11 protein-coding genes are annotated in these 12,762 nt (G+C 63.1%); 3 read left to right on the forward strand and 8 right to left on the reverse strand.

The features are described 5' to 3' along the window. Positions 1-2 precede the first annotated feature (2 nt). The gene (locus tag AOT96_RS25945) at positions 3-428 is read left to right on the forward strand and encodes a PPOX class F420-dependent oxidoreductase (RefSeq protein ID WP_065352488.1); all 426 of its coding nucleotides are present in this window, start codon (positions 3-5) and stop codon (positions 426-428) included. Here AOT96_RS25945 and AOT96_RS25950 read toward each other — a convergent pair whose 3' ends face one another. Then, positions 429-1,565 carry a M24 family metallopeptidase gene (locus tag AOT96_RS25950; protein WP_065352489.1) on the reverse strand — a complete coding sequence of 379 codons (1,137 nt, stop codon included), beginning with the start codon at positions 1,563-1,565 and terminating at the stop codon, positions 429-431. Positions 1,566-1,602: 37 nt separating this feature from the next. On the opposite strand from AOT96_RS25950, the gene AOT96_RS25955 reads away from it, so the two are divergent. Further along, entirely contained in the window at positions 1,603-2,568 is a 966-nt protein-coding gene (locus AOT96_RS25955) for a 5'-3' exonuclease (RefSeq protein WP_058038861.1), read from the forward strand. A 4-nt stretch (positions 2,569-2,572) separates the two neighbouring features. Here AOT96_RS25955 and AOT96_RS25960 read toward each other — a convergent pair whose 3' ends face one another. The 7 genes from AOT96_RS25960 to pafA all read right to left on the reverse strand — a co-directional run bounded on the left by AOT96_RS25960 (position 2,573) and on the right by pafA (position 11,178). Continuing rightward, positions 2,573-3,397 carry a DUF4333 domain-containing protein gene (locus AOT96_RS25960; protein WP_003944884.1) on the reverse strand — a complete coding sequence of 275 codons (825 nt, stop codon included), beginning with the start codon at positions 3,395-3,397 and terminating at the stop codon, positions 2,573-2,575. 52 nt (positions 3,398-3,449) lie between these two features. Further along, a complete protein-coding gene (locus AOT96_RS25965; protein ID WP_065352490.1) occupies positions 3,450-6,161 on the reverse strand; it encodes a DEAD/DEAH box helicase in 2,712 nt (903 codons plus the stop codon). A gap of 48 nt (positions 6,162-6,209) precedes the next feature. Continuing rightward, entirely contained in the window at positions 6,210-7,238 is a 1,029-nt protein-coding gene (tatC, locus tag AOT96_RS25970; RefSeq protein ID WP_003945030.1) for a twin-arginine translocase subunit TatC, read from the reverse strand. A 73-nt stretch (positions 7,239-7,311) separates the two neighbouring features. Continuing rightward, positions 7,312-7,587, reverse strand: coding sequence for a Sec-independent protein translocase subunit TatA (gene tatA / locus AOT96_RS25975; protein ID WP_003944836.1), 276 nt, complete (start codon positions 7,585-7,587; stop codon positions 7,312-7,314). Between the two features lie 134 nt (positions 7,588-7,721). Next, positions 7,722-8,699: a helix-turn-helix transcriptional regulator gene (locus tag AOT96_RS25980; RefSeq protein WP_065352491.1), complete on the reverse strand. Its 978-nt coding sequence runs from the start codon at positions 8,697-8,699 to the stop codon at positions 7,722-7,724. After that, the gene (locus tag AOT96_RS25985; protein ID WP_003944939.1) at positions 8,699-9,709 is read right to left on the reverse strand and encodes a helix-turn-helix transcriptional regulator; all 1,011 of its coding nucleotides are present in this window, start codon (positions 9,707-9,709) and stop codon (positions 8,699-8,701) included. The genes AOT96_RS25980 and AOT96_RS25985 overlap by 1 nt, the downstream gene beginning before the upstream one ends. A gap of 110 nt (positions 9,710-9,819) precedes the next feature. Continuing rightward, positions 9,820-11,178: a Pup--protein ligase gene (gene pafA / locus AOT96_RS25990; protein WP_007729869.1), complete on the reverse strand. Its 1,359-nt coding sequence runs from the start codon at positions 11,176-11,178 to the stop codon at positions 9,820-9,822. Between the two features lie 144 nt (positions 11,179-11,322). Between pafA and AOT96_RS25995 the strand changes: the two genes are divergently transcribed. Continuing rightward, positions 11,323-12,741 (forward strand): bifunctional phosphatase PAP2/diacylglycerol kinase family protein, encoded by a 1,419-nt coding sequence (locus AOT96_RS25995; protein WP_197523648.1) that lies wholly within the window; start codon positions 11,323-11,325, stop codon positions 12,739-12,741. Positions 12,742-12,762: the final 21 nt, after the last annotated feature.

Here is a 12,762-nt window from a genome sequence, read left to right on the forward strand (position 1 = left end):
GCATGACGCTCACCCCCTCCACCACGCCATCGTCACAGCAGACTCTCACCGAAGACGGGCTGAAGTTCGTCGGTGAATACCACCTCGCGACACTCACGACGTTGCGTCCGAACGGCACCCCACACGTCGTTGCCGTCGGGTTCACCTGGGACCAGGGAGCCGGAAAGGCGCGCGTGATCACCAGCGGTGGCTCACAGAAGGCGATCAACGCAGCGCGTGGCGGATACGCCGCCGTCAGTTCGGTCGACGGTGGCCGCTGGCTCACGCTCGAGGGGCCGGCACGCGTGCTCACCGACGCGGACTCCGTGGCCGACGCCGTTCGGCGCTATGCCGAGCGGTACCGCCAGCCACGGGTCAATCCCGCGCGCGTGGTCATCGAAATCGACGTCACACGCATACTCGGGTCCGCTGCATTCAAGGAAAGCTGATCAGTCGAGGACAGTCAGGCCGTGCGGACGGTTGTTGAACGACTCGCAACCGTCCGCGGTCACGACGACGATGTCCTCGATACGGGCACCCCAACTGCCGCGGAAGTAGATTCCCGGTTCGATGCTGAAGGCCATACCTTCGACGAGTTCGATGGTGTTGCCCTCGACGATGTACGGCTCCTCGTGTACGGACAGCCCGATACCGTGACCGGTGCGGTGAACGAATACCTCTGCAAGCCCTTGTGCGGCAAGCACTTCGCGAGCTGCAACGTCCACGGATTCTGCGGAGACTCCTGGCCGCACCGAATCGACCGCAGCCTGCTGCGCCGCCTCGAGTACCGCGAACTGTGCGGCAACCTCCGCGGACGGCTGCCCCATGCTGTACGTGCGAGTGGAGTCCGAGTTGTATCCGGGCTCGACCGGTCCGCCGATGTCGATGACCACGATATCGCCGCTCTCTATCACCCGGTCCGAAACCTCGTGATGCGGATCGGCGCCGTGCGGGCCCGAACCGACAATCACGAACGCGGCCTCGGTGTGCCCCTCTTCGAGAATCGCCGCCGAAATCGCTTCGCCTACTTCAGCTTCCGTACGTCCGACGACCAAGAACTCGGCCATGCGGGCGTGAACACGGTCGATGGCCGCACCGGCTCGCCGCAACGCCTCGATCTCGGCGCCGTCCTTGACCATCCGCAATTCGCGCAAGACGCCGGTGGCGAGAATCGGCAACGCGCCCAAGGTGTCTGCGAGCGGGATCAGATGCAGCGCAGGCATCGCATCCGTCACCGCCACCTTCGCGCCGGTCGGGAGTTGCGCCGCCACAATCGCATACGGGTCGACACCGTCGACCCAGTCGAGGACGGTCAACCCGAGATCGCCCACTGCCGATTCCTTCAGCGACGCCAACTCCAGCCGAGGAAGTACGACGGACGCCTTCGCCGTGTCCGCGGCGATGACCAACGCGGTCAAGCGCTCGAACGAGTCAGCCCGAGAACCCGTCAGGTACCGCAGATCCGGACCTGGAGTCACCACCAGACCGTCGAGACCTGCTGATCGAGCCAACTCGGCGGCACGAGCGATACGTGCGCCGTACACGGCGCTGGAGAATCGGGAATCCTGTTCGGCTGGAGACGTCATGGCTTACAGGTTAGTGCCGACTGGCAGGATGGTGACCATGAGTGGGCCATTGCTTCTCCTCGACGGTGCCAGCCTGTGGTTTCGTGCGTTCTACGCGCTGCCCGAATCATTCGTCGACCCCGACGGAAGACCTGTCAACGCGGTGCGCGGTTTCACCGACATGGTTGCTTCCCTGATCACCAAACACCAGCCGAGTCGTCTCGCCGTGTGCCTGGACTTGGACTGGCGACCGCAGTTCCGCGTCGATGCAGTCCCGACGTACAAAGCGCATCGCGTCGAGGAAGGCTCTGACGGTGCGTCCGAAGAAGTTCCGGACACGTTGACGCCTCAGGTCGACATGATCATGGACGTGCTCGCTGCAGCGGGTATCGCGACGGCGGGTGCAGTCGGACTCGAAGCCGACGACGTACTGGGAACGCTTGCCGCCACCGAGCGCGAAGATCTCACCGTCGTCGTCAGTGGTGACCGAGACCTACTGCAGGTCGTCACAGACGAGTACGTGCCCGTCCGTGTCCTGTACGTGGGCCGTGGCCTGTCCAAGGCGGAACTCTTCGGACCGGTCGAGGTTGCGGAGAAATACGGAGTACCCGGTGACCGTGCGGGCGAGGCTTACGCCGAACTCGCGGTACTTCGCGGAGACGCCTCCGACGGTCTACCCGGCATCAAGGGTGTCGGTGAGAAGACTGCGTCGACACTGATGCTCCGTTACGGCTCGTTGGCCGGACTTCGGGCGGCCGCAGCTGATCCTGAATCGGATATGGCCAAGGGGATTCGCGCAAAACTGACCTCACCTGAGGCAATGGCTTACCTTGATGCTGCGTTGCCGGTCGTACGAGTGGTTCGCGACGCGGACGTTCAGTTCTCGAAGGACGACCGACTCCCGGCGACCCCCGTCGATCCCGCACGCCTCGAGGAAGTGGCGGCCTCGCTGAACATCGAGCGCTCGGCCGGCCGGCTTGCCGCCGCGCTCGAGGCTGCGGCGGCAAGCCGGTCCGACCAATAGGGCGTCAGCTCGGGCGGCTGACCTCGTACGTGCCGTTGTCGTCGACAAACGTCACGGTCACGTTCGACTTCACACCCGCGATCGAAAGCGTGCAGGTGAACTTGTTGCCTGACTTGACTTCCTGGTCCGCGGGGCACTGAACGTTGCTCACGTTCTTCGCCCCGTAGGACTCGGTGACGATCTTCTCGACGCCGGCCTGAGCCGCGCTCTGATCGAGTGTGTTCTTGCCGAAGACTCCGAACACCAGGGCCACCACGACAGCGGCAAGAACGACGAGAACGCCGATCGCACCGAAGATCAGGGGCTTCTTCGACTTACCCGACTGGTTTCCGGGCGCACCGGGACTCGGGAACGGCTGAGCCTGGTTCCACTGGTTCTGCTGTCCCGGAGTCTGCCCGGGGGCCGTGGCGCCCCACGCCTGCTGCGGTGCGGCAGCCGGAGGCTGACCCCACGCCTGGGTTGCGTCAGGTGACTGCTGTTGCCCGGGCTGACCCCACGGCTGTGCGGGAGGTTGTTGCTGGGGTTGTCCCCACGGCTGTTGCTGGCCGGGTTGTCCTTGTCCAGGTTGCTGCGGCTGACCGTACGCAGGCTGACCACCCGGCTGGCCGTAGGCAGGTTGTCCCCACGGCTGTTGCTGGCCGGGCTGCTGACCGGGCTGCGGTGTTTGACCAGGCTGACCCCACGGCTGTTGCTGACCGGGCTGCTGACCAGGCTGCTGTTGTCCGCCCGGCTGCTGAGGATTCTGCCCCCACTGCTGCTCGTTCGGCTGCTGCTGATCACCAGGACCCCATTGCCGATTCGGATCGTTCGGTCCGTAAGGCCCGCTCATGTTCGCCTCCCACTCGAAATACCAGTCTGCGAATCAAACCACATAGTTGCGGTCATGCTGCGTCGACAGCAACTACCCCGCGACGAATTGCAGCTACCGCCCGCGCCGCAGTCTTCGCGACGTCGGCATCCGTCGAAGTCAGGCGGACCTGATCGAGGAGATCGATCACCTGACGACACCAACGTACAAAGTCACCCGCAGACAGCGCACGACCCTGCACTCCAGCCGCGATCAGTGCGTCGACAAGCGAGTTCTCGCTCGCCCAGTGATAAACGGCAGTGACGAATCCGAGATCCGGTTCCCGCGTCGGCGGCAGCTTGTGGCGAATCTCGTCCGACCGCAGTTCGCTCCACAATCGTTGAGTGTCGTTGAGGGCGTGACGAAGCGCCGCTGTCGGCACCCGATCCACGGTGTCCCCGTCCCGACGTGATTCGTAGACCACCGAGGACACGACGGCCGCCAGCTCGGCCGGGCTGAGACCTGTCCACGCCCCCGTCCGCAGGCATTCGGCGACCAGAAGGTCGCTTTCCGAGTAGATGCGGCTGAGTCGTCGTCCGGATTCGGTGACTTCGGGCGCTGCTTCGGCAGTCATGTACTCACGCTCTTTGAGTAGCGCAATGATGCGGTCGAACGTCCGCGCCAACGAGTTGGTGGTGGCCGCAGCCTTTTCCCTCATCGACTGCGTTTCCCTGGCCAGCCGGTTGTAGCGCTCACCGATCCGGCTCAGATGTTCACGATCGGGCCAGCTATGGCACGGATGCGAGCGAATAGCACGTCGCAAAGTAGCGACCTCGGCATCTTCGGACGCGCCGGCCTTGTGGCGCTTCTTTCGCCGGGGGGCACTGATCCCGGTACTACGCAACGCCGAGGCCAGATCGCGCCGGATCCGGGCGGTGTGGTGATCGACATGCTTGGGCAGTCGCATCTTTCCCAGAACGTCGGCTGCTTCCGGGAAATCACCCGAGGAGAGTCGGCCGGCCCACTGGTCGGCAGTCAGAACCAGCGGACGCGGGTCCTTCGGATCGTTGTCCGGGACGAGGACCACCGCCACCCCGGAATGACGACCGATGGGAATTGCGATCACGTCACCGCGGGCGAGTGCACGAAGGGACTCCACCGCATCTCCGCGTCGGTCTTCGCGGCCCTTACGTTCGAGCGCGCGCTCGCGCGCACTGAGCCGCTCACGCAACGACGCGTATTCGAAGTATTCGCCGTCCGCACCGCCGAGTTTCTCCCGCAAACCCTTCAGTGCTTCTTCGTTCCGCTCGATGCCACGCACCAGGCCGACCACCGAGCGATCCGCTTGGAACTGCGCGAAGGAACGTTCGAGCAGCTTCCGTGAATCCGCCGCGCCCATGCGCTCGACGAGATTGATCGACATGTTGTACGAGGGGCGGAACGAACTGCGGAGCGGGAACGTCCGTGTCGACGCCAAGCCGGCGACATCCGTCGGCTCGACCCCGGGCTGCCACAGGACCACAGCGTGGCCTTCGACGTCGATGCCGCGTCGGCCGGCCCGACCCGTCAGCTGCGTGTACTCCCCCGGCGTCAGTTCGGCGTGCGATTCACCGTTGTACTTGACCAGACGTTCGAGCACCACCGTGCGTGCCGGCATGTTGATGCCGAGGGCCAGCGTCTCGGTCGCGAAGACCGCCCGCACGAGTCCCTTGACGAACAGTTCCTCGACTGTCTGGCGGAATGCCGGCAGCATGCCGGCATGGTGAGATGCCAGTCCGCGTCGTAGTGCCTTGCACCAGTCCCGATATCCGAGAACTTCGAGATCCTCTTCGGGTAGTTCCCCGGTGTGTTTCTCGATGATGGTGTCGATCTCGCGGACCTGCTCCGGCGAAGTGAGATCCAGTCTGGACCGCAGGCACTGTGCAAGAGCCGCATCACAACCGGCGCGGCTGAAGATGAAAGTGATGGCCGGGAGCAGTCCGGACTGATCGAGCTGAGCGATGACGTCAGGTCGTGGCAAGGGCCGGAAATCGTTGGAGCTCTGGTAGCTGCCGCGTCGTCCGCGGCCACGCGGCTGCCAGCTCTCGACGCGTTCGAGAGCCTGACGCTGCTTGACGTGGCGAACCAGATCCTGGTCGACGAGCACGGTCTTCGGCCCGGCAGCAGGATGACTACGACTGTCGAAGAGATCGAAGATTCGCCTACCGACCATGATGTGCTGCCACAGCGGGATCGGCCGAGTCTCGTCCACGACCACAGTGGTGTCGCCGCGGACGGTTTCCATCCAGGCACCGAATTCTTCGGCATTGCTCACGGTCGCCGACAAACTCACCAGGCGTACGTCCTCGGACAGGTGCAGGATCACTTCCTCCCACACCGCCCCACGGAACCGGTCGGCCAGGTAATGCACTTCGTCCATGACGACGTGCGAAAGCCCGCGCAGTGCCTCGGAGTTGGCGTAGAGCATGTTCCGCAGGACTTCGGTGGTCATGACGACCACCGGTGCGTCGGAGTTGATACTCGAATCACCCGTCAGCAGACCGACTTCGCCGGGGCCGTACCGCTCGACGAGTTCGGCGTACTTCTGATTGCTCAACGCTTTGATCGGCGTCGTGTAGAAACACTTGCGGCCCGCCGCCAGAGCCAGGTGGACAGCGAACTCGCCGACCACGGTCTTGCCTGCACCGGTCGGCGCGCAGACAAGGACGCCGTGGCCCGCTTCGAGCGCAACGCATGCCTTCACCTGGAATGGATCGAGTTCGAACTTCAGGCTGGACGCGAACGTGCTCAGTTCACTCTTGTTCATAACCACCTCGTCAGGGTTTCACACGCCGCCGACGTGGTGGCACGGCGCTCAGAGAGTGTCAGTGAAATCCTGGCCGGGCGCGTTGTCGCCGGCGGTGTCGGATTTCTCCGCGACCGGAGCCTTGGACTTGGACTTACGTCCGAACAATCCACTCGATTCGGCCTTGGGTTTGGTCGGATTGTCGAAAGCCTCGTTCAGATCGGACGGAGCCGAGATGGAGGAAGCTTCCTCGTCGGACAGTGCGCCCCAGTCTTCACCGGCTCGCTTGGCCTTACGTTTGTCGTTGAGGCGAGCGATCTGGACCGCGACCTCGAAGAGAAGCGTCAGAGCCAGCGCGAGCGCCAACATCGAGAACGGATCCGACCCTGGCGTGGCAACTGCAGCGAATACGAAGAGCCCGAAGATCAATCCTCGACGCCAGGCCTTCAAACGCTCGTACGTCAGAATGCCGGCAAAGTTCAACACGACGACGAGCAGTGGAATTTCGAAGCTGACGCCGAAGATGAGCAGCAGATTGATGATGAAGCCGAAGTACTCCGAACCACTGAGCGCGGTGATCTGGACGTTGTCACCGATGGTCAGGAGGAAGTGCAAAGCCTTCGCCACGACGAGGTACGCCAGGATTGCGCCGAGAATGAAGAGAGCGGCACCTGCGGTGACGAATCCGACCGCGTAGCGACGCTCTTTGGCGTAGAGGCCCGGGGTGATGAATGCCCACAATTGGTAAAGCCACACCGGGCAGGCAAGAACGATGCCGGCGGTGAGCGCCACTTTGAATCGCAGCATGAACTGCTCGAACGGCCCGGTCGCCAGCAATCGGCACGCGTCGTCGGTGCTGAGGTTGGCGCGACTCTCGGACGGAAGCTCACAGTACGGTCCGCGAAGCAGATCGCCCAGACTTTCGAGACCGAGTATCGAGTGTGAATACCAGAAGAAGCCGAACGCCGTGGTGATGATCACGCCGAGGAATGCGAACAACAAACGAGTCCGCAATTCGTACAGGTGGTCGACCAACGACATGGTGCCGTCTGGGTTGACCTTCCGCTTGCGGTTACGCGGGTCTAACGGAATACGCACTGTGCATCCTGGTCTTGGTCAGCAGACAACCGGGGTGAACGAATATTTCACCCCGGCTAGAACGCAGTGTGTACTAGAGCGGCTTGACTTCGGTCGGCTGCGCAACAGGTGCTGCTGCACCGTTTGCGACCACCGCGGTGTTGGCCGTCGGCAACTGTGCCGGAGCAGGCTGTGCGACCGGCGCGCTTGCGGGCGCCGCATCGTCGTTCTGCATTTCCTTGACTTCGCTCTTGAAGATGCGGAGGGAACGACCCAGACCGCGTGCTGCATCGGGAAGCTTCTTCGACCCGAACAGAATTACGACGACAACAGCGACAATCAGCCAATGCATCGGCTGCATTGCACCCATAACGACCTCCCATGATCAGATTCCTCGATGCTACCGGACACAACCGGCGCTCGGAGGTGCCAAAGCACTTACTTCAGCTACCTTTTACCTGTTTGTTTCCTGCGAACTCACTGAACGTGAAGTTTCCCGAAGTTTTACGAACCGATTACGTCATAGGCGTCGAGCGCCGCAACGGCTCGATCATGGACTTCGGAGACCAGTTCCGGCGGATGAAGGACCCGAACGCCCTCACCGAATCCCAACACCAGCCTTGCCATCCATTCAAGTGTTCCGAAACTCATCGTCGCCTCGACCGACCCGTCGTCGTTCACGTGCTCGACGTCCAACGGGTAGTAGTCGAGCATCCACACCCACTCTTTGGTGATGAACAACCGCGCTTCCGGAAGGGAACCGTCGCCGCTGAACAATTCGAGATTCGAATCCTCCTCGAGGGCCTGCGGCGGCGGGTCGGCGGGCTCGTCGAGTTGGACGGCGGCGTCGATCCGATCGAATCTGAACAACCGCACGCCCTCGGCTTGACGGCACCACGCCTGGAGGTAGCTGTAGTTGTCGACCAACACGATACGAACGGGGTCGACGATGCGCTCGGAGACCGCGTCGCGCGAGGCGGAGTAATACGTCAATCGCAGGGCGGTCTTGTCTGCGAGCGCGGCTCTGACCGTCGCTGCTATCGGGTCTTCGGCGATGTCCGGCGCCGGCGATGTGTCCCGGTCCTGACCGATGGCTCGTGCCGCGGCCGAGCCTGCTGCGTCCTCGATCTTCGCGATGGCACGTTGCGCCGAGGACGGATCGACCATGCCGGGCATTTCCACCAAGGACCGCAGGGCGATCAGCAACGCCGTCGCCTCCGTCGAGGTGAGGCGCAACGGGCGATCGATCCCGGCCGAGAACGTGACCTCGATACTTTCCTCGGAGAAGGACAGGTCGATGAGATCACCGGGACCGTAACCGGGCAGTCCGCACACCCACAGTTGATTGAGGTCGGTCATCAGTTGAGTGGTGCTGACACCGAGCTCCTCGGCGGCATCGGCGGGACTGATGCCAGGATTTGCGATGAAGTACGGCACGAGGTTGAGCAGCCGTGCCAACCGCGACGACAGTCGATTGCTCATCAGTGGTCCCCCTGTCCATTGCCGGTGATCGGGCTCGCCGCGGCGGCGCGCAGCTTCGCGACGACCTCAGCACGCAAATCCGGTGGGTCCAGCACCAATGCGTCCAACCCGTGACCGGCGATCAACCGAGCGGTCCATTCCCAGGATCGGACGGGGATGGCCAGCACGCTGCCGTCGCGATCGGTCAACCGCCGTTCGGACGACGACGTCGCAAGCCGCCGAAGCTCATGGGCGCGGCCGTCTGCGACCCACACCGTAGCCGTCCCGGTCACGACGCCCGAACCGGTCACGCGATCGACGACCTCGCGAAGGTCGACACCTTCAGGTTTGTGAACCGAACCGGCCGGGCCGAACTCCCTGACGTCGTCACCGATCCGTGAGAGCCGGAAGGTCCTCACCGCATCACGGTCGACGTCGTGCCCGACCAGGTACCACTTGCCGTTGTGCGTGACGACGCCCCACGGTTCGACGGTGCGCTCGGTGAACGGTTCGTTCAATGCGCCGCGGTGCTGAAAATGAACTGCTCGGCCGGCGTCGACCGCTGCAAGAAGCTTGCCGAGCGCGGGCTCCGAACCGCGGGTGCGCGCGGGAATCGCGGTGACCGGGGCGGCACTGACTTCTGAGTCGACCTGGACGCCGGCCGCTCGGAGTTTGAGTAGTGCACTCTGGGCTGCCGAAATCAGTTCCGGCGACTCCCACAACTGCACCGCGACGGCGACTGCAGCAGATTCCTCGCTGGTGAGGTCCACGTCCGGAAGCTCGTAGGCGTTGCGATTGATCCGATACCCCTCGACGGTCGAGAACCGTCCTGCCAGACCGGTTTCCAACGGGACACCCAGGTCACGAAGTTCGTTCTTGTCGCGCTCGAACATGCGACTGAACGCTTCGTAGTTCGCGGAATCGTTGTACCCGGCCACACTGTCACGGATTTTCTCCGCCGTGAGGAACTGTCTGGTGGACAGCAACGCGATCACCAGGTTCATCAACCGCTCGATTTTTGATGTCGCCACGCCGAAATCCTAGTGGCTATCCGATAACCGAACGCGCGCCGGACACTTTCGTGCCCGGCGCGTCGCCGCAAAACAGACCTGCTGTGTTGTAAATCGTGAAATTGGGTGACCTACATCGAAGCGATCAAACGCTCGACACGCTCGTCGACGGAGCGGAACGGGTCCTTGCACAGCACCGTTCTCTGTGCCTGATCGTTGAGCTTGAGGTGAACCCAGTCGACTGTGAAGTCCCGGCCTGCTGCCTGGGCTGCGGTGATGAAGTCGCCCCGCAATTTGGCGCGCGTGGTCTGCGGCGGATTCTCGACGGCGTCGTCGATCGTCTCGTCCTCGGTGACCCGCTTGACCAAGCCCTTGCGCTGGAGCACGTCGAAGACGCCCCGGCCGCGTTTGATGTCGTGGTACGCCAAGTCGAGCTGCGCGATCTTGGGATCGGACAGATCGAAACCGTGACGGTCCTGGTATCGCTGGAACAGCTTGCGCTTGATGACCCAGTCGATCTCCGTGTCGACCTTCGCAAAATCCTGAGCTTCGACGGCGTCGAGGGTGCGACCCCACAGGTCGACTACCTGCTCCACCTGCGGGTCCGGTTCGCGGTTACGCAGATGTTCGACCGCCTTGGCGTGGTACTCGCGCTGAATATCGAGAGCACTGGCCTGACGTCCACCAGCAAGGCGAACCGGCTTTTTACCGGTCACGTCGTGACTGACCTCGCGGATGGCACGAATCGGGTTGTCCAAAGCGAAATCGCGGAACGACACCCCGGCTTCGATCATCTCGAGCACCAGTGCGGCAGAACCGACCTTGAGCATCGTCGTCGTTTCGGCCATGTTCGAATCGCCGACGATCACGTGCAGGCGGCGGTACTTCTCGGCGTCCGCGTGCGGTTCGTCGCGGGTGTTGATGATCGGACGCGAGCGAGTGGTAGCCGACGAGACGCCCTCCCAGATGTGTTCCGCGCGCTGCGAGAGGCAGAACGTCGCGGCCTTCGGAGTCTGCAGTACCTTTCCGGCGCCGCAGATCAACTGGCGCGTGACGAGGAACGGCAACAAGACATCCGAAATGCGGGAGAACTCACCGGCGCGCGCGACGAGAAAGTTCTCGTGGCAGCCGTACGAGTTTCCGGCCGAGTCGGTGTTGTTCTTGAAGAGATAGATGTCGCCACCAATACCCTCCTCGGCGAGTCTCGCCTCGGCGTCGATCAGCAGTTCTTCGAGCACACGCTCACCGGCACGGTCGTGATTGACCAGCTGGATGAGGCTGTCGCACTCGGCCGTCGCGTACTCCGGGTGCGAACCCACATCCAGGTACAAGCGGGCTCCGTTACGGAGGAAGACGTTGGAGCTGCGACCCCACGACACGACACGACGGAAGAGGTAACGAGCAACCTCGTCGGGGCTCAGTCTCCTGTGCCCGTGAAAGGTGCAGGTAACGCCGAATTCCGTCTCGATACCCATGATTCGTCTCTGCACACTTCGACAGTACAACCAGAATGCGAGGTTCACCCGTGTACTTCGATCGCGTCGTAAGTCACGACTCGACAACGTCGGGCGGCAGCATAGTGTGACGGTGTGAGCCTTATTCGCCGAAAAGTTGTCCGAAGCGACGTCAAAGTCATGGAAAGCACTGGAGCACTGCGCCCTTCCGTGCTCGACCCGACCATGCGGTTTCTCTCCAGAGCCGCCGATCACGGCGTTTTGTGGATGGTTGTCGCCGCCTTGCTCGCGATGATCGGCGGGCGGCCCCGTAGGGCAGCAGCACGCGGGCTGCTCGCACTGGCCGGTTCCAGCGCGCTGGCCAACGGCATACTCAAGCCCCTCTTTCCCCGCCGACGCCCACCGGCACGCGTCTGGCTGAGCCCGAAGCGAGGCGTCGACATTCCGACGTCGTCCTCGTTCCCCTCCGGACATTCGTCTTCGTCCGCGGCATTCACCGCGGCAGTGGCCATGGAGTCCCCGGTTGCTGGAGCTGCTCTGGCACCACTGGCCGCAGCAGTGGCGTACTCACGCGTTCACAACGGAGTCCACTGGCCGTCCGACGTCTTCGCAGGCCTCGCGGTCGGCGGTGCTATCGCTGCCGGCACACGTCGTTGGTGGGCGGTGCGGGACGAAGAGCCCGCCGAACTCGGACCCGAGTGCGTGGTTCCCGCGCTCCCGCGCGGAGAAGGCTTGTTGGTCTTCACCAATCCTGGTTCAGGCTCCGAGGACGACGGGATCGTGGAATCGATTCGAGAACTACTACCGGAAGCGATCGTCTACGAGTTCGACGCGGACATCGACTTCGACATGCAGATCGATGCCAAGATCCCCGAGCTCTCGCCGAAAGCGTTGGGTGTATGCGGCGGCGACGGAACAGTGGTCACGGTCGCGACCGCGGCGACAAAGCATGAGCTACCACTTGCGGTTTTTCCCGGCGGAACATTGAACCATTTCGCCCGCGACGTCGGGGCGGTGAATGTCGAGGAGACCGCACAGGCAGTCGAGTCCGGTCAGGCGGCATTCGTCGACCACGCGGTGGTGCGCACGGATTCCGGAGTGACTGCACGGTTTCTCAACACAGCCAGCCTCGGTGGATACCCGGATGCTGTGCGCCTGAGGGAAAAATGGGAACCGCGTTTCGGTAAGTGGCCGGCCGCAGGAGCCGCGATGATCCGGGTTCTCGCAGCGGCGGAGCCGATGACGGTGACCATCGACGGGAAGCGGACCACAATCTGGATGCTGTTCGTCGGAAACGGGCGATACTCCCCCGCCGATCAGGTGCCGATGTCGCGTCCGGAGATGAACCGTGGACTACTCGACGTCCGCTATCTGCGCGCGGACAAGAAATTCTCGCGCTCACGTCTGCTGTTTGCGGCTGCCACAGGAACATTGGGCAGCTCGCGGGTCTACGTTCGCGAACTCGTCTCGTCGATGTCGGTCCGAGTCGCCGATTCACCGGTAGCCATCGCCACCGACGGTGAAGTGGTGGCAGACGCGCGCCGGTTCGATTTCGACACCGAACCGGGCGCGGTGGCCGTCTACCGAGTCACTCAGTAACTCCAGACCTGCAGTAACTCC

This window comes from Rhodococcus sp. 008 (genome assembly GCF_001682295.1).
GTDB classification, from domain to species: domain Bacteria; phylum Actinomycetota; class Actinomycetes; order Mycobacteriales; family Mycobacteriaceae; genus Rhodococcus_F; species Rhodococcus_F qingshengii.

Bases quoted from the DNA above. Each gene is read 5' to 3' on its own strand.
- AOT96_RS25945 (WP_065352488.1), top strand. From the start codon at position 3: ATGACGCTCACCCCCTCCACCACGCCATCGTCACAGCAGACTCTCACC.
- AOT96_RS25950 (WP_065352489.1), bottom strand. From the start codon at position 1,565: ATGACGTCTCCAGCCGAACAGGATTCCCGATTCTCCAGCGCCGTGTAC.
- AOT96_RS25955 (WP_058038861.1), top strand. From the start codon at position 1,603: ATGAGTGGGCCATTGCTTCTCCTCGACGGTGCCAGCCTGTGGTTTCGT.
- AOT96_RS25960 (WP_003944884.1), bottom strand. From the start codon at position 3,397: ATGAGCGGGCCTTACGGACCGAACGATCCGAATCGGCAATGGGGTCCT.
- AOT96_RS25965 (WP_065352490.1), bottom strand. From the start codon at position 6,161: ATGAACAAGAGTGAACTGAGCACGTTCGCGTCCAGCCTGAAGTTCGAA.
- tatA (WP_003944836.1), bottom strand. From the start codon at position 7,587: ATGGGTGCAATGCAGCCGATGCATTGGCTGATTGTCGCTGTTGTCGTC.
- AOT96_RS25980 (WP_065352491.1), bottom strand. From the start codon at position 8,699: ATGAGCAATCGACTGTCGTCGCGGTTGGCACGGCTGCTCAACCTCGTG.
- AOT96_RS25995 (WP_197523648.1), top strand. From the start codon at position 11,323: ATGGAAAGCACTGGAGCACTGCGCCCTTCCGTGCTCGACCCGACCATG.